Origin of the sequence: Bradyrhizobium sp. MOS001, assembly GCF_004634465.1 — a bacterium.
Classification (GTDB): domain Bacteria; phylum Pseudomonadota; class Alphaproteobacteria; order Rhizobiales; family Xanthobacteraceae; genus Bradyrhizobium; species Bradyrhizobium barranii.
The window spans coordinates 447,422-465,721 of sequence record NZ_SPVJ01000002.1 but is presented as its reverse complement, the minus strand read 5'-3'; the positions used below and the strand labels follow the sequence as shown (position 1 = coordinate 465,721).

Below are 18,300 nucleotides of genomic sequence, written 5' to 3'. Positions count from 1 at the left end.
CGTCGCGCCCCGGGACGACAGCGGAGTGCGGGAACCTCGCCTCCCCCACGCACTTATCACGCAGCCGCCACACCTCGGCGGAGCATCGAGGCTGCTCGCGCATGATCGACGATCTCTGGTACAAGAACGGCGTGATCTACTGCCTCTCCGTCGGCACCTATATGGATGCCAACGGCGACGGCGTCGGCGACTTCAAGGGCCTGCTGCGGCGGCTCGACTATTTGCACGGCCTCGGCATCACCACGATCTGGTTGATGCCGTTCCAGACCTCGCCGGGCCGCGACGACGGCTACGACATCGCCGACTATTACAGCGTCGATTCCCGCTACGGCACGCTCGGCGATTTCGTCGAGTTCACCCACGGCTGCAAGCAGCGCGGCATCCGCATCATCATCGACCTCGTCGTCAACCACACCTCCGACCAGCATCACTGGTTCAAGGAGGCGCGGCGCGACAGGAATTCGCTCTATCGCGACTGGTATGTGTGGTCGGACAAGAAGCCGGCCGGCGCCAACAAGGGCATGGTGTTTCCCGGCGTGCAGAAGTCGACGTGGACGCGCGACAAGGAAGCCGGCGCCTGGTTCTTCCACCGCTTCTACGATTTCCAGCCCGATCTCAACACCTCAAATCCGCATGTGCAGGCCGAAATCCTGAAGATCATGGGCTTCTGGATCCAGCTCGGCGTCTCCGGCTTCCGCATGGACGCCGTGCCGTTCGTGATCGCCACCAAGGGCGCGAAGGTGAAGAAGCCGGTCGAGCAGTACGACATGCTGCGCGCGTTCCGCGAATTCCTGCAATGGCGGCAGGGCGACGCCATCATCCTCGCCGAAGCCAACGTGCTGCCTGAGACGGACATGGAATATTTCGGCCGCGACGGCGACCGCATGCACATGATGTTCAACTTCCACGTCAACCAGCATCTGTTCTATGCGCTGGCATCCGGCGATTCGCGTCCGCTGGCGAAGGCGCTGAAGGCGACCAGGCCGCGGCCGGCCAGCGCGCAATGGGGCCTGTTCCTGCGCAATCACGACGAGCTCGATTTGGGACGCCTGACCAAGGCGCAGCGTGACATCGTGTTCAAGCGCTTCGGCCCCGACAAGGACATGCAGCTCTACGACCGCGGCATTCGCCGCCGCTTCGCGCCGATGGTCGGCGGCGACCGAAGGCGGCTCGAGCTCGCCTACAGCCTGATGTGCACGTTGCCGGGAACGCCCGTCATCCGCTACGGCGACGAGATCGCGATGGGCGACGATCTCTCGCTCCCCGAGCGCAATTGCGCGCGCACGCCGATGCAATGGTCGACCGAGCCGCATGGCGGCTTCACCAAGAACGATAAGCCGGCATGCCCGGTCATCGACACGGGCCCCTACGGCTACGAGCACGTCAATGTCGCAAAACAGCGGCGCGATCCCAATTCCATGCTGAACTGGACCGAGCGCATCGTCCGCATGCGCAAGGAGGTGCCCGAGATCGGCTGGGGCGACTTCGTGATCATTCCGACGCGCGATCCCTCCGTGTTCATCATGCGTTACGACTGGCGCAACAATTCCGTGCTGTTCGTTCACAATCTGGATGAGAAGCCGCGCGAAATCGCATTCTCGGCGGGGCTGTCCGGCGAGGCCGGCGCGCACCTGATCAACCTGCTCGCGGAAGATCACAGCCACGCCGACAAGCGCGGCCAGCATCGCGTCGTGCTGGCGCCCTATGGCTATCGCTGGTACCGCATCGGAGGGCTGGATTATTTGCTGAAGCGGAGCGACATCGACGGGAATGCCGCGGGTAACAAGCATCCGGGGTAGGTGCATCTCCGCACACGGCCGTCGTCCCCGCGAGCGGCTAGATGTATGGCAGCATCACCACCACGCCCTCATTGCCGCGCAGATCCAGCACGCCTTCCAGCCTCTCGCCCTCGCGATCCAGAAACGTCGACAGCAAGATCTCGCTGTTGAAACGGATCGCGCTGGAGGTCACGGCGATCGGGTCGGGCCCGAGATTGAGCACGACGATCACCGCCGTGCCCTCGGCCTCGCGGCGATAGACCAGCAGATCGCCTTGCGCGGCGATCGGATGGTAGTCGCCCTCGACCAGCGCCGGAGATGCCTTCCGCAAGGCAATCAGCCGCTTGTACAGACTGAGGATCGAACGCGAATCGGCTTCGAGATCGGCGACGTTCTCGCGGATATGGTCCTCCGGCAGCGGCAGCCAGGGCCTTACGCCGGAGAAGCCGCTGGCCGGCGACGCATCCCACTGCATCGGCGTACGGCAGCCGTCGCGCCCCACTCCGATGCCGGGCACATTCTTCTCGAAGGGATCGCGCACGTCCTCGGGGGAGATCGCCAGCTGATGCATGCCGATCTCGTCGCCGTAATAGAGCGTCGGCGTACCGCGCAGCGTCAGCAGCAGCATCGCGGCAACGCGCGCCTGCTCCGGCCCGACGCGGCTTGCGACGCGCGGACGATCGTGATTGCCGAGCACCCAATTTGGCCAGGCGCCCTTCGGCAGCGCCTTCTCGTAATCGTCGACGATTGTCTCGATCGATCGCGCGCTCCAGAAGGTCGAGAGCAGCGCGAAATTGAACGGCATTTGCGCGCCGGTGAGGTCGTTGCCGTAATAGGCCATCAGCCGGTGCAGCGGCAGATAGATTTCGCCGATCAGCACGCGGTCGCGATACGCGTCCGTGACGCGCCGCATCTCGGCGATGATGTCATGCACCTCCGGCTGGTCGGTGGAGTATTGCGTCAGGATCCTCTCGTTCGGCGGCCGGCCCTCGACGTAATGCGGGTTCGGCGGGTTGTCGCGGAATTCGGCATCCTTGATCAGGTGCCAGATCACATCGACGCGGAAGCCGTCGACGCCCTTCTCCAGCCAGAACCGCATCGCGTCGTAGATCGCCGCGCGGACATCCGGATTGCGCCAGTTGAGATCCGGCTGCTCGGCAAGGAAGGCGTGGTAGTAATATTGACCTGTCGTCTCGTCGAAAGCCCACGCGCTGCCGCCGAATTCGGACAGCCAGTTGTTCGGGACACCGCCATCGGCGGCCGGATCGCGCCAGACGTACCAGTCGCGTTTGGAATTGTCGCGCGAGGACCGGCTCTCGACGAACCAGGGATGCTGGCTTGATGTGTGGTTCGGCACGAGGTCGAGGATCAGCTTCAGCCCGTTGTCATGCGCCGCCGCGAGCAGCGCATCGAAATCTTCCATCGTGCCGAACAGCGGATCGATGCCGGTATAGTCGGAGATGTCGTAGCCGAAATCGGCCATCGGCGACGGAAAGATTGGCGACAGCCAGATCGCGTCGACGCCGAGCGATTTCACGTAAGGCAGCCGGCGCAGAATGCCGGCGAGATCGCCGACGCCGTCACCGTCTGTGTCCTGAAAGGAGCGCGGGTAGATCTGATAGAAGATGCCGTCGCGCCACCAATTGTCGCCGCCCTGAGCCATGCCGGAAAACCCACCCAAAAATCTGCGTCTCGCGCGAGTGAACGCGGAACGAACGCCGCGGTTCAAACCAGCAGGCGAATTGGGACGGCCGTGTGACGGCGGGTGCGGCTGTTCCCGGGCGAGGCACGAATCTTTTGCTTGGCGGCATGGCAAAAATCGGCATTGTGAGGCCCATGACCGAGCAAAACGACAACCAAGAATCCCAACAAGCCAAGGCCGGCGCGATCATCGTCCCCGTGACGCTGTTCGAGCAGAACTGCACCATCATCTGGGACGAGCCCGGCAAGAAGGCCGTTGTGATCGACCCCGGCGGGGACGTGCCGAAGATTCTGGACGCGATCAAGCAGACCGGCGTCACCGTGGAGAAGATCTGGCTGACCCACGGCCATATCGACCATGTCGGCGGCGCGGCCGAACTGCGCGATGCGCTGAAGGTGCCGATCGAGGGGCCGCATGTCGCGGATAAATTCCTGCTCGACAACGTGGTCGAGAGCGGCGCGCGCTTCGGCATGACGGAGGTGCGCAATTTCGAGCCGGACCGCTGGCTCGACGAGGGCGACAGCGTGTCGATCGGCGGCCTGCAGTTCGACATTCTGCACTGCCCGGGCCACTCGCCCGGCAGCGTGGTGTTCTTCAACAAGGACTTGCGCTTTGCCCATGTCGGCGACGTGCTCTTCGCAGGCTCGGTCGGGCGCACCGACCTGCCCGGCGGCAGTCACGCCACGCTGATCAATTCGATCAAGACCAAGCTTTTGCCGCTCGGCGACGACGTCGGCTTCATCTGCGGCCACGGCGCCGGCTCGAGCATCGGCCAGGAACGGATGACCAATCCGTTCATCACCGGCGAGATGTGAGCGCTACTCGGCGGCCTCCGCCAACGCCGCGGTGTCACTGAGGTTGCGTTCGCCCCAGTCGCGGATCGCGGCGACGACCGGCACGAAGCTCTTGCCTTTGCGCGTCAGGCGATACTCGACCTTCGGCGGCACCTCGCCAAAATCCTTGCGGTCGATCAGGCCACTTTGGGTCAGCGCCTTCAATTCGCGGCTGAGCACGCGCGGGGTGATCTCGGCGCTGCCGGCCGCGCCGCGCAGCAGGCCGCTCCTGATCTCGCCATAGCGGCGCGGGCCGTCCCTGAGGTCCCAGACGATGCGGAGCTTGTACTTGCCGCTGATCATCTTCTGAAAGGCCGTAACCGGACAGGTGCGCGCCGGGTTTGCCCTTGCCATGTCGCCTCCTCCATACGCAGCCAGCTTGCAGGAGGATAGGAGCAACGTCGAAAAAGTCCATACTATCAATTTTGTCCATACTTGCAGGATCGCCTGCAAGGCGCAGATGATGACGCACTGGACGAACAGGGAGCGTCACATGAAGCACTTCATGATCAGGTACGAATTCAGGAACGGCACGACGGAAGCCTGGCACCAGGAGATCGGCCGCTTCATCAAGGCGATCGAGGGCGATCCGGAGTTGAAGGGGCGGATCGGCTATCGGGTCCTGAAGAACCGCGACGACGCCAGCTATTTCCACCTCGCCAGCGTCACCGACGAGGCCGCGCAAAAAGCGCTGCAATCGCGCGACTTCTTCAAGGCCTATCAGGAGATGACGCGGAAGGTCGCCGGCGGCGAGGTGACGGTGGCGCCGATCGAATGGATCGATCAGACGGCGTAGCCGTCGCTTATCGAGCGACGAACTACTTCATCAAGCCCGCGGCGGTGAGTGCGCGCGTGATGATCTGGCCGAGATCGAAGCCGCGCGCCGCCGCGCGCTTCGGCTCGGCCGGCTCTTCGGCGACTGCGGCGCGGATCGAGCGGGCGAGATGCGGCGCGGGTGAAAGCGCCGGCTTCGACGTCCCGGGCCCCGCCTTCTTCCCGGCCGCGTCCGGAATCCAGCCGGTGAGGCCGAAGAACTTTGCGATGTGGTACGACGAGGAGATACCGGCCTCGATCAGGAATGCGCCTTCGATGCCGTAACGCTGATCATTGTCGGCGAGGCCGAGCGGCGTGCCGTGGGCCATGTCGGTGATGGCGTAGGACTCGACCAGCGTCTCGCCGTCCTTGTTCCACCAGGCCTGGCGCGGATAGCCATCGACAATCGTCTCCGCCATCGGCACAGCCGGCAGGTCGTGCAAATCGAGCCACTGCTTGACGATCTCGCTGGCGTTGCCGGGATTGACGGTGCGGTCAGCGCTGCCGTGCCACACCGAGATTTTCGGCCACGGCCCGTGATGGTTCGAGGCGCGCCGCACGAAATCGCCGAGCTCGCGCTCCGGCCGCTGCGGCGAATGAAACATGCCGTCGAGCGCCTCGCGCAAATTCGACGCGATGCCGTAGGGAAGTCCAGCGATGATCGCACCGGCCGCAAAAACTTCCGGATAGGTCGCGAGCATCACCGACGTCATGCCGCCGCCGGCGGAGAGACCGGTGATGAAGACGCGCCTGGGATCGATGCGGTGCGCTTCGGCCATATGCGCGATCATCTCGCGGATCGACCGCGCCTCGCCGCCGTCCCGCGCAGTGTCTTCCGGATTGAACCAGTTGAAGCAGGTGTTGCCATTGTTGACGCGTTGCTGCTCGGGCATCACCAGCGCGAAGCCGTAATGCTTCGCGAGCGTCGACCATCCCGCGCCGAGATCGTAAGTAGCGGCGGTCTGGCCGCAGCCATGCAGCACGACGACGAGCGCGCGCGGCTTCTGGAGTTGCGCCGGCACGAACGCGAACATGCGCAGGTTTCCGGGATTGTCGCCGAAGCCCGTGACCTCTTCCAACGGGCTGGACACGTCCGCGCTCCGGCCGAATTCGGCAAGGCGCAGACCATCCACCTTTGGCAGATGTCTCAAGAGAGCGAGATTTTTGGCAAGCGACACGGCAACTCCTGGCAGGCGACGTTCAACGTTCACCCAAACCAAATAGTTGCTGCGGTGCAAAATAAAAAGCCCGTGTGCTGTCTATCACCCGAAATCACGCAAAAATCCGCAGGAATACGCATGAATTAACCGCAATGCCTCAACTTCGTGCAGAGACGCGGCGCATCCACGCCAGAAATGCGGCGCAGATCGTGATTAACGCCGCAAACGCGGCGAGCGAAACGAAGAAGCCTGCGCGCGCCGATTGCAACGCTTCAACCGCGAAGAACGCCGCGCCGATTGCGGCCACTCCGGCCGCATTTCCGATCTGCGCCGTCGTGCCGTACATGCCGGACGCCGAGCCTGCCGCGACAGGCTTCACCGTCGAGAGCACCGCACCGGATAGCGGCGCCATCACCAGCCCCTGCCCGTAGCCGAAGATGATCATGACGAGTGCGAGCAGGATCGGCGCCGGCGCATCGATATAGCCCGTGACCAGCGCGAGTGCGGCGAGGCCCGCGATCTGCAGCATGCAGCCCTCGATCAACACCTTGGTCCCGCGATGGCGCGCTCGCGCGCCGCTGTGACGCGACGCGACCACGAAAGCCAGTGCGAGCGGAATGAAGGCCATGCCGGCTGCGAGCGGCGGGATCTTCAGGCCGCGCTGCATGAACAGCGTCATCACCAGATAGAACGAGAGGTTGGCGACGAAGAAAAAGAACGCCGCGCCGAGCCCGCGCAGGAAGGCTGCATCGGACAGCAGCGTCAGATCGATCAGCGGCATGCCGCCGGCGCGCGCCACCGCATGCTCGAGCTTCAGGAACGCGACAAGGATCGCGCCGCCGCTTGCCATCACGGCCCATAGCCACGGCGCCCAGCCGACATCGTGACCGAACAGCAGCGGTCCGATCAGGCACAACAGCCCCGCGAACAGCACCATGCTTCCGTTGATGTCGAGCCGCGTGCCGGCCCGGCGCGGCACTGACGGCATGATGCGCCAGGCGGCGGCCGCAATGACGAGGCCGCAGGGCACGTTGACGAAGAACACCGAGCGCCAGCCGGTACCGGCAAGGTCGACCGTGACCAGGAGACCACCGAGCAGGAAGCCCGCGGCGCCCGCAAGCCCGAGCACGATGCCGTAGATGGCGAATGCGCGGCTGCGCTGTTCGTCGGTGAAGAGCAGATGCAGTGTCGCCAGCACCTGCGGCACCATCAGCGCTGCAGTCGCGCCCTGCGCCAGCCGTGCGATGATCAGCTCCGCGCCCGATTGCGCCAACCCGCACCACAGCGAGGTCACCGTGAAACCGAGCACGCCGGCCAGGAAGACATTCTTCGTGCCGTGGATGTCGCCGAGGCGGCCGCCGGTGACGACCAGCGTGGCGTAGGCGATCAGATAGATCGCGATGACGGATTCGATCTGCGCCGGCGTCGCATGCAGGTCCACCGCGATAGTGGGAATGGCGACGTTCACGATGAACGCGTCGACGCCGAACATGAATTGAGCAGCGACGACGATCGCCAGCACGCCCCAGCGGCGCGACGAATCGACTTGTTTTGTGACGGTTTGATGCATTTTCGCGCGAGCCTTCGGCGATTTATTTGCGCGCAAAACTCGCAGATCGGCGTCATTGGCGCGATTACCTCCGAGGTAGGACTTGCCGCTTTGGCCCGATTGCTGCATGGCAATTCCCGCTGGTTTTGCGGGCTCGGAAGTTTTCCGGATGTACGACTACGACATGGTGGTGATCGGCTCGGGCCCGTCGGGGCGCCGGGCCGCGGTGCAATGTGCCAAGCTCGGCAAGGCCGTGCTGGTGGTGGAGAAGGGCCGGCGGGTCGGCGGCGTCTCGGTCCATACCGGCACGATTCCTTCAAAGACCCTGCGCGAGACCGTGCTCAATCTGTCCGGCTGGCGCGAGCGCGGCTTTTACGGCCGCTCCTACAAGGTGAAGCAGGACATCGCGGCGAGCGACCTGATGATCCGTCTTCAGAAGACGCTCGACCATGAGGTCGAGGTACTCGAACATCAGTTCAGCCGCAACCTGGTGCGCACCGCCAATGGCGAGGCACGGCTGGTCTCACCGCACGAGGTCGAGATCACGAGCTCAATTGGCGAGGTAAAAGTGGTGTCGGCCGCCTTCATCCTGATCGCCTGCGGCACGCGCCCGTTCCGCCCCGACTACGTGCCGTTCGACGGCACCACCGTGCTCGACAGCGACGAGATCATCGAGCTGCCAAAGCTGCCGCGCAGCCTGGCTGTGATCGGCGCCGGCGTGATCGGCGTCGAATACGCCACCATCTTCAGCGCGCTCGACGTGCCCGTGACCCTGATCGAACCGCGGCCCACCTTCCTCGATTTCATCGACAAGGAATTGATCGACGAGTTCGTGCACGAGCTGCGCGACCGCAACGTCGCGCTGCGGCTCGGCGCCAAGGTCAACTCGATCGAGAAGACTGCGCAGGGTGGCATCGTCACGCATTTGTCGGACGGGCGGCACGTCACCACGGAAATGCTGCTGTTCGCGGCCGGGCGCGTCGGCGCCACCGATCGGCTCAACTTAGAGGCGGCCGGCATCGTCGTCGACCATCGCGGCCGCATCTCGGTCGATCCCGTGACCTTGCAAACCAGCGTGCCGCATATCTACGCCGCCGGTGACGTGATCGGCTTTCCGAGCCTTGCTTCCACCTCGATGGAGCAGGGACGCGTCGCCGCCTGCCACGCGCTCGGCATGGAGCCGCTCGCGCCGCCGGAGTTCTTCCCCTACGGCATCTATTCGGTGCCGGAGATATCGACGACGGGACTCACCGAAGAAGAGGTGCGCACGCGCGGCATTCCCTACGAGGTCGGCATCGCACGCTTCCGCGAGACCTCCCGCGGCCACATCATGGGGCTGAACAGCGGCATGATGAAGATGATCTTCTCGACCAAGACGCGCCGGCTGCTCGGCGTGCACATCCTCGGCGAAGGCGCCACCGAGCTGATCCATATCGGCCAGGCCGTGCTCAACCTCAAAGGCACCATCGACTATTTCATCCAGAACACGTTCAACTATCCGACGCTGGCGGAGGCGTACAAGATCGCCGGGCTGGATGCGTGGAACAGGATGACGCGGTAGCCGCAAGCTCATCGAACAGTCTCTTCGCAGCCATCCTTCGAGACGCCCGCCTTCGGCGGTCTCCTCAGGATGAGGTCTCGTTTCGCGGCGCAGCCTCAGACCCTCATGGTGAGGAGCCCGCGAAGCGGGCGTCTCGAACCATGCAGGCCAGGCAGGTCGTTGCAGCGTCTCAACGCATGCCTGCATTCCGCCGCGCGGGACACCGCGCGATTGCCTTCGCTATCGCCAGCACGTAGCCTCATCGCCTCAACAAACAGAAAATTCAGCCGGAGAGAACGCCATGGCGCGCCTGAAGTTCGGAGCCTTCCTTGCCCCGCATCACCCGATCGGGGAGCATCCGATGCTCCAGTTCCGGCGCGATCTCGACCTGGTCGAGCAGCTCGACGCGCTCGGTTATGACGAGTTCTGGTGCGGCGAGCATCATTCCTCCGGCTGGGAGATGATCGCCTCGCCCGAGATGTTTCTGGCCGCAGCCGGCGAGCGCACCAAGCGGATCAAGCTCGGCACCGGCGTGGTGTCGCTGCCCTATCATCATCCCTTCAACGTCGCCCAGCGCATGGTGCAGCTCGACCACATGACCGGCGGCCGCGCCATTTTCGGCTCCGGCCCCGGCGCGCTGGCGTCGGACGCGCACACGCTCGGCATCGACCCGATGACGCAGCGCGACCGCCAGGACGAGGCCATCGGCGTGATCCGCCGCCTGTTCAACGGCGAGCGCGTCACCGCGAAGAGCGACTGGTTCACCATGAACGACGCCGCGCTCCAGATCCTGCCCTTGCAGGAGGAGATGCCGTTCGTAGTGGCCTCGCAGATCTCGCCCTCGGGCATGACGCTCGCCGGCAAGTACGGCATCGGCATCATCTCGCTGGGCTCGATGACGACGCAGGGGTTGATGTCCCTGCAACAGCAATGGCAGTTCGCCGAGGACGCCGCCAAGAAGCACGGCACCAAGGTGGATCGGGCGAACTGGCGCGTGCTGCTGACCTGGCACCTCGCCGAGACCCGCGAGCAGGCCCGCCGCGAAGCCGGCGCCGGCCTGATGCGCTGGCACAACGAATATAATGTCGGCACGCTGCAGCGGCCGGGCCTGACCGCGTTCGCCTCGCCCGACGAGGCCGTGGACAAGACCGCTTTCGTCGACGGTGCGGCCTCCGTGATCGGTACGCCCGACGACCTCGTCAAGATGATCAAGAACGTGATGCAGGTGTCGGGCGGCGTCGGCGCCGTGATCGGCTTCGTGCACGATTGGGCCAATCCCGAAAATACCCGCCGAAGCTGGGACCTGGTGGCGCGCTACGTCGTGCCGGAGATCAACGGCTATATCGACGGACTGCGCAAGTCGCAAAAGTTCGTGATCGAGAACCGCGCGATCTTCGAACGCGCCGGGCAGGCCGTGATGGCGAAGATCATGGAGAACGAGAAGGCTGCAGAGGCCTTGAAGGTGACCGGCGCCGGCCGCGTCGCCATTCCCGCCGTCAACGCCCCGGATTTGCAGAAGGAAGCGGCGAAGCGGTAGGCCCGTCGGAACTACGCTTGTAACGACGTTCACAAGAAAGACATACCGGCCTGTGCTATGCTGACCCCGGTCAGCTGGCGCGGGTCGTAGTCATCTGTGTTCGCGCGCCTGTTCGGTCGGTCAACCGGAGCAATCGTCATGTCGATGCAGAATGTCGCCCCTGCGCTTCCGTTCACCGCACCCAGGCGCAACGAGCTGACGCACATCCCCGGCGACGAGGGCTGGCCGATCATCGGCAAGACCTTTCAGGTGCTCGCCGATCCCAAGGGACATATCGAAGCGAACGGCGCCAAATACGGCCCGGTCTACCGCACCCATATTTTCGGCGAGACCAATGTCGTGCTGCTCGGGCCCGAGGCCAACGAGCTCGTTCTGTTCGACCAGCAAAAGCTGTTCTCCTCGACGCACGGCTGGAACAAGGTGCTCGGCCTGTTGTTTCCGCGCGGCCTGATGCTGCTCGATTTCGACGAGCACCGGCTGCATCGCAAGGCGCTGTCGGTCGCGTTCAAGTCGGGGCCGATGAAGTCGTACCTGAGCGATCTCGACCACGGCATCGCCGCGCGCGTCGCGCAGTGGAAGGCGAAGCCTGGCGAGATGAAGCTTTATCCGGCGATGAAGCAGCTCACGCTCGACCTCGCGGCGGCGTCGTTCCTCGGCGCCGATATCGGGCCGGAGGTCGACGAGATCAACCGCGCGTTCGTCGACATGGTCGCGGCTGCCGTCGCCCCGATCCGCCGGCCGCTGCCGGGCACGCAGATGGCCGCCGGCGTGAAGGGACGCAAGCGCATCGTCGCCTATTTCCGCGAGCAGATCCCGCTGCGACGCGGCAATCACGGCGGCGACGATCTGTTCTCGCAGCTCTGCCGCGCCACCCACGAGGATGGCGCCCTGCTCTCCGAGCAGGACATCATCGACCATATGAGCTTCTTGATGATGGCGGCGCACGACACGCTGACCTCGTCGCTGACCTCCTTCATCGGCGAGCTCGCCGCCAATCCGGACTGGCAGGATAGGCTGCGCGCAGAGGTTCTTGCGCTGGGGCTCGCACCGGGTTCGCCGAGCAGCTTCGACGACCTCGAAAAAATGCCGCTGTCGGAGATGGCGTTCAAGGAGGCCCTGCGGATCAAGCCGCCGGTGCCGTCGATGCCGCGCCGTGCGATGCGCGATTTCACCTTCAAGGGTTTTACGATTCCGGCCGGTACCGCCGTCGGCGTCAATCCGCTCTACACCCACCACATGAAGGACATCTGGCCGGAGCCGGATCGCTTCGATCCCTTGCGCTTCACCGAGGAAGCCCAGCGCAACCGGCATCGCTTCGCCTGGGTGCCGTTCGGCGGCGGCGCGCATATGTGCCTCGGCCTGCACTTCGCCTACATGCAGGCGAAGTGCTTTGCCCGGCACTTTTTGCAGAACCTCGAAGTATCGCTGGAGCCGGGCTACAAGCCGGACTGGCAGATGTGGCCGATCCCGAAGCCGCGGGATGGGTTGCGGGTGCGGGTGAAGGCGGTGTAGGCGCCCTCGCCGTCATTGCTTCGTCGCTTCGCTCCTCGCAATGACGAAAGTTGCAGAGATATCGCGGGCTCAACTCTCGTGCCCCGGACGCGCTGCAGCGCTTGCGCTGCTGCGCAGAGCCGGGACCCAGCAAGCCAGAGGGTAAGCTGCGGATAGACGGGCCCCGGCTCTGCGGAGCGGCACTTCACGCCGCACCGCATCCGGGGCTCGAGACCTATCCGCTACGCCTCATCAAACGCCTTGCGCAACGCTGACAATCCCTGCTGCTGCTGGCTCCAGTTGCGACCGCCGGTGATGGCGCCGTCGATGACGAGGTCGTGGCCGTTGATGAAGCTCGACTCGTCGCTCGCCAGGAACACCGCAGCAAGGGCGATGTCATCAGGAATGCCGGCGCGCGGGATCGGCTGCGCGGTCTTGTAGACATCACGCATCACCGCCGGCGTCTTCTCGGCGGCCTCTGTCGACAGCCCCAGCGCCTTGCCGAAAATGCCGGTTGCGATCGCGCCGGGCGAGATCGAGTTGACGCGCACATTGGACTCGCCGAGCTCCATCGCCACGCATTTGGTGAGATGGATCACCGCCGCCTTGGCCGCGCCATAGACGACCGAGGAGGAAAAGCCGGCGAGACGGCCTGCGATGCTGCCATTGTTGATGATGCTGCCAGACCCCTGCTTCTTCATGACGGGCGCGGCATGCTTCATGCCGAGCATGACGCTGCGCACCAGGGTCGCCATCGCCGCGTCGAACCGCTCGACATCGAGACCTTCGATGCCCCCGGTCTGCGCCGGGCCGCCGGCATTGTTGAACAGGCAGTCGATCCGGCCGAACCTCTCCACCGCGAGCGCGATCAGCGCCTGCATCTGCGCTTCGACCGTCACGTCGGTCTGGCGAAAGATGCAATCGGCCCCGAGCTGCTTCGCCAGCGCCTCGCCTTCCGGTATGCGCCGCCCCGCGATCACAATTTTGGCACCTTCGGCAACGAAGACTTCCGCCGTACGCAGGCCGATCCCGCTCGTCGCGCCCGTAATCACCGCAACCTTGCCATCCAACCTACCCATGGAATGTTCCTGTTTTCGAATGATTTGATGTCAAATGGCGGACGCCGATCGATCTCGGCGCCGCGACAGTCACTATTCCTGCCGGTCTGCGACAAGGCAAGCTTTGCTTGTGCATGCGACATGCGTAACATTCCCGCTCCTTTCTCGATTTACGCGCGCATAGCGCAACCGGGCCGGGCATGGAGAAGCTGATCGACGAATTCCGCAAGGGCTGGCAGGGCGTGGCAGCGCCATCGCTCGCTCTGAGCCTCGGCTTCGCGGTCGCCTGCCTGCTGGTTGCGACGGTGGCGCGCTGGGGTCTCGCGCATGTGCGGCCCGACGTCTACTTCACCCCGTACTTTCCGGCCGTGTTCTTTGCCGCCGCATTCGGCGGCTTGCGGATCGGCATCATCACCGCGCTGGTCGGCGGCGTGCTCGGCGTCGTCGTCAATTTCAGCGACGCTCTTGCCGATCGCTCCAGGTTCACCTTGCTGACCCTTTATTGGGGCGTCTCCGCCCTCACGATCTGGGGCGTCGAGCATTATCGCGGGATGCTGGCGGAACAGCGCCGGATTTCCAAACGCCTGATCGAGGAAGAAGAATACCGCAAGCTGCTGGTCGACGAGCTCCAGCATCGGCTGAAGAACAAGCTGTCGACCGCGCACGCCGTGCTGCACCAGGTGCTGCACGACCAGCCGCAGGTCTGGGCCCGGATCGACCCGCGGCTACGGTCGCTGGCTGCAACCGACGATCTGATCTCGCGGATCGACAAGGGCGGCTGCGATATCCGCGATCTCCTGATCGCAGAGCTCGGACCTTACGGCCATGTCCGCTTCACGCTCAACGGCGACCGGCTGTTCCTGCCGCCGAAGCTCGCCGTCACGCTGTCGCTGATGTTTCACGAGCTCGCCACCAACGCGGGCAAATATGGTGCGTTCTCCGCGCCGCGCGGATTATTGCAGGTGTCGTGGACCGTCAGCGGCGACCGTCTGACCGTCACCTGGGACGAAACCGAGGGCCCGAGCATCGACAAGGTCTCCGAGCCCGGCTTCGGCACCAAGCTGCTGAAGTCGGCGCTGTCGGCTTTCGACGGCAAGTCCGAGGTCTCGTATCTCAAGACCGGCCTGCATTGCATCATGCAATGCCGCATCCCGCAGAACGGTTAGACGCGGCACGAGCGCAAGAGACGCGCGCCCCGCTCGCAGTTTCGTTGCGCGCGTTGACGCTCCGTTAATGACGATGGGTCGGGCGCGTCGCATCGCCGCAAAACACCCCCGTATTTCTCCGTACCCCTTAACCAAACCTAAGAGGGAACTGCGCAAGATCGCGTCCATTGCAAAGGCGCGTTGAAACAACAAGATTCATGACTTCTATGAACGACAACAGATATTCCGGCGCGAGTGAAGCCGAACTCGGATTTCTCAAGGAAATCGTTAGAATGCTGCCTGCCGGTCTGACCGTGCAGGATGCGCAGGGTGAGCTTCTGCTGGTTAACGATGTCGCGGCCGCCCTGCTCGGCATGGACGGCAGCCGTCCGTCGCCCGATCCGACGCCGCGCCGGGAAGCCTGCCAGCGGGCACTGAGGTCCGGCGAGGCGGTCATCTCCGAGGAAGCGCTCCAGGACGGAGCTGCACGCCAGGTGCTGCTGACCACCCATCGCCCCGTCCGCGTTGCCGGACGCGAGCTGCTGATCTCGGCGTCCTCCGACATCACCGAACAGAAGAATTTCGAGGACCAGCTGTTCCGCTCGGCCTATTTCGACGAGCTGACCGGCCTGCCCTCGCGGCGCGTGATCGAGCATCGCGCCAGCAGCCTGCTCGCGCGCGACGGCAAAGGCGAGCGTTTCGCGCTTGCTTTTCTCGACGTCGACAATTTCAAGCACATCAACGACTATTACGGCCACGCCGTCGGCGATGCGCTGCTGGTCGAGCTGTCGAAGCGGCTCGGGCGCGACCTGCGCGATTCCGACATGCTGTCGCGCATCTCCGGCGACGAATTCCTGCTGCTGCTCTCCCCGATCCAGAGCCAGGAGGAAGTCGCCGAATTCATGCAAGCGACGCTGGAGCGGCTGACCGCACCGTTCTTCATCGACAATTCGGAAGTCTTCGCCTCCACCTCCGTCGGCGTCAGCCTCTATCCCGACCACGGCCGCAGCTTCGAGACGCTGCGCCAGAACGCCGACATCGCGATGTACCGCATCAAGAACAGCGGCAAGGGATCGGCGGCCTTCTTCGACGCCAGCATGGAGCGCGAGGCGCTGGCGCGGATGAAGATCGAGCAGTCGCTGCGGCTCGCCATCCTCGAAAAGCGCTTCTGCTGCGCGTTCCAGTCCAAGGTCGACATCCGCACCCAGGCCGTGACGGGCATCGAGGCATTGGTGCGCCTGCGCGACGACGAGGGCGTGATCCAGGCGCCGGGCTCGTTCATCAACCTTGCCGGCGAATTGGGACTGATCGACGAGCTCACCCATCTCGTGCTCGCCGAGATCGTCAAGTCGATCGACCTGATCAACGACAGCTTCGGCGCGGAAGCGACCATCAGCATCAACGTCGCCGCCAAGCAGGCCGGCAACCCCGAATTCATGCGCAGTTTCGCGCGGGCGCTGGACGAGACCGGCTTTCCACAGCGCTTCATGATCGAGGTGACGGAAGATGCCTTCGTCGCCAAGAATCATTTCCAGACCGAGATCCTGCCGATGTTCCGCAAGCTCGGCGTCGGCATCTCCATCGACGATTTCGGCACCGGCTATTCCTCGCTCTCGGCGCTCGCCGACATCACCGCCGACGAGATCAAGATCGACCGCTCGTTCATCACCGACATCCATAAGCGCCCGCGCAGCCAGGGCATCTTGCGCGCGATCGAATCCCTGAGCGAAGCGCTCGGCATGACCGTGATCGCCGAAGGCCTCGAATCCTACGAGGAGCTGGCCTATCTCCAGGCCGCGACCAAGATCCGCTACGCGCAAGGCTATTATTTCGCCCGGCCGATCTTCCTGGAGGAGCTCAAGCTCGCGACCCCCGCCTCCAGCGAATCCCGTCCCGGCGTGTCCAACCGCCCGACGCAGCAGAACCGCCAGGGCTATTCGCGGGCGAGCGGGTATCGGCGGTAAGGCGACAACGGCGCAACGAGTACCGCCGTCGTCCCGGGGCGCGCAAAGCGCGAGCCCGGGACCCATAACCCCAGGGAGCAGTTGTGGAGCGAGGCTCCCACTCCTAGTCTTCGCCAAACTTCTCCCTGTGGGTATGGGTCCCGGGTTCGCTTCGCGCCCCGGGACGACGGCAATTGCTAAGCTGCTTACGTGCCATTTCCCCCCTTTGAAATTGCTGCCCTTTTGCTAATACACAGGCGGACTTCCCTGAGGTACGCCATGCCCTCCTCCCCCGATGTCAGCGATCCCGCCTATGTCCGCGCGCGGGCGATGGTGACGCTGTTCGAGCGGCTGGAGCATCTGTGCGAGGGCGCGATCGCGATCGACCGCGGCGGACGGGTGATCTACGTCAACGAGAAATATCTGGCCTCGCTCGGCCTCAAGCACACCACCGAAGCGATCGGCCGGCCGATCGAGGAGATCATCCCGAACAGCCTGATGCGGACCGTCGCCGAGAGCGGCGAGCCGATCCTGCTCGACATCATGGAGCTCGACGGCGAGCAGCTCGTGGTGACGCGCATGCCGATCGAGGACGAGGACCGCAACGTCATCGGCGCGATCGGGTTCGTGCTCTACGACCACCTCGAGAGCCTCAAGCCGCTGCTCGCCCGCGTCACCCAGCTCGAGAGCGATCTGCGGCTGGCGCGGCGGCAATTGTCCAACGCCCGCGCGGCGCGCTTCACCCTTGCCGATTTCGTCGGCACGACAGCGGCGATCGCGCAGGCCAAGGAGTTCGCCAAGCGCGCGGCGCGGCAGAGCGTGACCGTGCTGCTCACCGGCGAGACCGGCACCGGCAAGGAGCTGCTGGCGCAGGCGATCCACAATGCGTCCTCGCGCGCGGAAAAGCCGTTCGTCAGTGTCAACGTCGCGGCGATCCCGGAGACGCTGATCGAGTCCGAATTCTTCGGCACTGCGCCTGGCGCCTATACCGGCGCCGACCGCAGGGGACGCGAGGGCAAGTTCCGGATCGCCGATGGCGGCACGCTGTTCCTCGACGAGATCGGCGAGATGCCGCTGCAATTACAGGCCAAGCTGTTGCGCGTGCTGCAGGAGCGCGAGATCGAGCCGCTCGGCTCGGACAAGATCAGCAAGGTCGATGTGCGCGTCATCGCCGCGACCAACGTGGATTTGCGCAAGCGCGTCAGCGACGGCGCCTTCCGCGCCGATCTCTACTACCGCCTCAACGTGCTCTCGATCGACCTGCCGCCTCTCAGAAAATGCCTCGACGACCTGCCCGACATCTGCGCGCGGCTGATCGAGGACATCAGCGCCTCCGGCGATTTCCTCAATGCCAGGATCACGCCGAGCGGATTGTCGGCGCTCGCGCGCTACGACTGGCCCGGCAACGTCCGCGAGCTCCGCAACATTCTGGAACGCGCACTGATCCTGAGCGATTCCGGGCGCCTGACCGGCGACGATTTCGTTCACATCCTGCCGGTCAGCGCGGAGGCCGGCCCCGGACCGGCGACGCAGATGACCGGCTCGGTCGTCCCCTATGCCGAAGCCGAAGCGGAGTTCGAGAAGCAGACGCTCGAGCATGCGCTTGCCGCCAGCAACGGCCAGATCTCGGAAGCCGCGCGGATGCTGCGCATCTCGCGCGCGACGTTCTACAAGAAGCTCGCCAAGTTCGGACTGGCGTCGGGGTCGCCGCCTGTCTGACTTTCGAGACGGCACGTGTCCGGAGTCTCGGA

14 protein-coding genes are annotated in these 18,300 nt (G+C 64.5%); 9 read left to right on the top strand and 5 right to left on the bottom strand.

Going from position 1 to position 18,300, the window contains the following annotated elements:
- The first annotated feature begins 101 nt into the window (after window positions 1–101).
- Window positions 102–1,799, top strand: coding sequence for an alpha-amylase family protein (locus CT676_RS05620; protein WP_085404070.1), 1,698 nt, complete (start codon window positions 102–104; stop codon window positions 1,797–1,799).
- 37 nt (window positions 1,800–1,836) lie between these two features.
- Here the strand turns inward: CT676_RS05620 and CT676_RS05615 are convergent, their stop codons facing one another.
- Window positions 1,837–3,441: an alpha-amylase family glycosyl hydrolase gene (locus CT676_RS05615; RefSeq protein WP_135214091.1), complete on the bottom strand. Its 1,605-nt coding sequence runs from the start codon at window positions 3,439–3,441 to the stop codon at window positions 1,837–1,839.
- 173 nt (window positions 3,442–3,614) lie between these two features.
- Between CT676_RS05615 and CT676_RS05610 the strand changes: the two genes are divergently transcribed.
- Entirely contained in the window at window positions 3,615–4,295 is a 681-nt protein-coding gene (locus tag CT676_RS05610; RefSeq protein WP_085404072.1) for an MBL fold metallo-hydrolase, read from the top strand.
- 3 nt (window positions 4,296–4,298) lie between these two features.
- Here CT676_RS05610 and CT676_RS05605 read toward each other — a convergent pair whose 3' ends face one another.
- A complete protein-coding gene (locus tag CT676_RS05605; RefSeq protein ID WP_085404073.1) occupies window positions 4,299–4,667 on the bottom strand; it encodes a helix-turn-helix domain-containing protein in 369 nt (122 codons plus the stop codon).
- 139 nt (window positions 4,668–4,806) lie between these two features.
- On the opposite strand from CT676_RS05605, the gene CT676_RS05600 reads away from it, so the two are divergent.
- Window positions 4,807–5,109: a hypothetical protein gene (locus CT676_RS05600; RefSeq protein WP_223153830.1), complete on the top strand. Its 303-nt coding sequence runs from the start codon at window positions 4,807–4,809 to the stop codon at window positions 5,107–5,109.
- Window positions 5,110–5,131: 22 nt separating this feature from the next.
- Here the strand turns inward: CT676_RS05600 and CT676_RS05595 are convergent, their stop codons facing one another.
- Complete coding sequence (locus CT676_RS05595; RefSeq protein WP_085404095.1) at window positions 5,132–6,304, bottom strand: PHB depolymerase family esterase; 1,173 nt, start codon at window positions 6,302–6,304, stop codon at window positions 5,132–5,134.
- Window positions 6,305–6,443: 139 nt separating this feature from the next.
- On the bottom strand, window positions 6,444–7,856 hold the full coding sequence (locus tag CT676_RS05590; RefSeq protein ID WP_085404096.1) for an MFS transporter: 1,413 nt from the start codon (window positions 7,854–7,856) through the stop codon (window positions 6,444–6,446).
- A gap of 148 nt (window positions 7,857–8,004) precedes the next feature.
- Between CT676_RS05590 and sthA the strand changes: the two genes are divergently transcribed.
- From sthA to CT676_RS05575, 3 genes are all read left to right on the top strand, one after another.
- Entirely contained in the window at window positions 8,005–9,396 is a 1,392-nt protein-coding gene (gene sthA, locus CT676_RS05585; RefSeq protein ID WP_071908996.1) for a Si-specific NAD(P)(+) transhydrogenase, read from the top strand.
- A gap of 280 nt (window positions 9,397–9,676) precedes the next feature.
- Window positions 9,677–10,912 carry an LLM class flavin-dependent oxidoreductase gene (locus tag CT676_RS05580; RefSeq protein ID WP_014491084.1) on the top strand — a complete coding sequence of 412 codons (1,236 nt, stop codon included), beginning with the start codon at window positions 9,677–9,679 and terminating at the stop codon, window positions 10,910–10,912.
- Between the two features lie 138 nt (window positions 10,913–11,050).
- Window positions 11,051–12,424 (top strand): cytochrome P450, encoded by a 1,374-nt coding sequence (locus tag CT676_RS05575; RefSeq protein WP_085404075.1) that lies wholly within the window; start codon window positions 11,051–11,053, stop codon window positions 12,422–12,424.
- 221 nt (window positions 12,425–12,645) lie between these two features.
- On the opposite strand, the gene CT676_RS05570 is transcribed toward CT676_RS05575, so the two are convergent.
- A complete protein-coding gene (locus CT676_RS05570; RefSeq protein WP_085404076.1) occupies window positions 12,646–13,482 on the bottom strand; it encodes a glucose 1-dehydrogenase in 837 nt (278 codons plus the stop codon).
- Between the two features lie 179 nt (window positions 13,483–13,661).
- Between CT676_RS05570 and CT676_RS05565 the strand changes: the two genes are divergently transcribed.
- The 3 genes from CT676_RS05565 to CT676_RS05555 all read left to right on the top strand — a co-directional run bounded on the left by CT676_RS05565 (window position 13,662) and on the right by CT676_RS05555 (window position 18,268).
- A complete protein-coding gene (locus tag CT676_RS05565) occupies window positions 13,662–14,627 on the top strand; it encodes a sensor histidine kinase (RefSeq protein WP_085404077.1) in 966 nt (321 codons plus the stop codon).
- A 206-nt stretch (window positions 14,628–14,833) separates the two neighbouring features.
- Window positions 14,834–16,570, top strand: coding sequence for an EAL domain-containing protein (locus tag CT676_RS05560; RefSeq protein WP_167767949.1), 1,737 nt, complete (start codon window positions 14,834–14,836; stop codon window positions 16,568–16,570).
- Window positions 16,571–16,828: 258 nt separating this feature from the next.
- Window positions 16,829–18,268, top strand: a complete 1,440-nt coding sequence (locus CT676_RS05555) for a sigma 54-interacting transcriptional regulator (protein WP_085404079.1) — start codon at window positions 16,829–16,831, stop codon at window positions 18,266–18,268.
- Window positions 18,269–18,300 lie beyond the last annotated feature (32 nt).

What these genes read in the sequence shown, in the direction of transcription:
- CT676_RS05620 (WP_085404070.1), top strand. Translation starts at nt 102, where the DNA reads ATGATCGACGATCTCTGGTACAAGAACGGCGTGATCTACTGCCTCTCC.
- CT676_RS05615 (WP_135214091.1), bottom strand. Translation starts at nt 3,441, where the DNA reads ATGGCTCAGGGCGGCGACAATTGGTGGCGCGACGGCATCTTCTATCAG.
- CT676_RS05610 (WP_085404072.1), top strand. Translation starts at nt 3,615, where the DNA reads ATGACCGAGCAAAACGACAACCAAGAATCCCAACAAGCCAAGGCCGGC.
- CT676_RS05605 (WP_085404073.1), bottom strand. Translation starts at nt 4,667, where the DNA reads ATGGCAAGGGCAAACCCGGCGCGCACCTGTCCGGTTACGGCCTTTCAG.
- CT676_RS05600 (WP_223153830.1), top strand. Translation starts at nt 4,807, where the DNA reads ATGAAGCACTTCATGATCAGGTACGAATTCAGGAACGGCACGACGGAA.
- CT676_RS05590 (WP_085404096.1), bottom strand. Translation starts at nt 7,856, where the DNA reads ATGCATCAAACCGTCACAAAACAAGTCGATTCGTCGCGCCGCTGGGGC.
- sthA (WP_071908996.1), top strand. Translation starts at nt 8,005, where the DNA reads ATGTACGACTACGACATGGTGGTGATCGGCTCGGGCCCGTCGGGGCGC.
- CT676_RS05580 (WP_014491084.1), top strand. Translation starts at nt 9,677, where the DNA reads ATGGCGCGCCTGAAGTTCGGAGCCTTCCTTGCCCCGCATCACCCGATC.
- CT676_RS05575 (WP_085404075.1), top strand. Translation starts at nt 11,051, where the DNA reads ATGTCGATGCAGAATGTCGCCCCTGCGCTTCCGTTCACCGCACCCAGG.
- CT676_RS05570 (WP_085404076.1), bottom strand. Translation starts at nt 13,482, where the DNA reads ATGGGTAGGTTGGATGGCAAGGTTGCGGTGATTACGGGCGCGACGAGC.
- CT676_RS05565 (WP_085404077.1), top strand. Translation starts at nt 13,662, where the DNA reads ATGGAGAAGCTGATCGACGAATTCCGCAAGGGCTGGCAGGGCGTGGCA.
- CT676_RS05560 (WP_167767949.1), top strand. Translation starts at nt 14,834, where the DNA reads ATGAACGACAACAGATATTCCGGCGCGAGTGAAGCCGAACTCGGATTT.
- CT676_RS05555 (WP_085404079.1), top strand. Translation starts at nt 16,829, where the DNA reads ATGCCCTCCTCCCCCGATGTCAGCGATCCCGCCTATGTCCGCGCGCGG.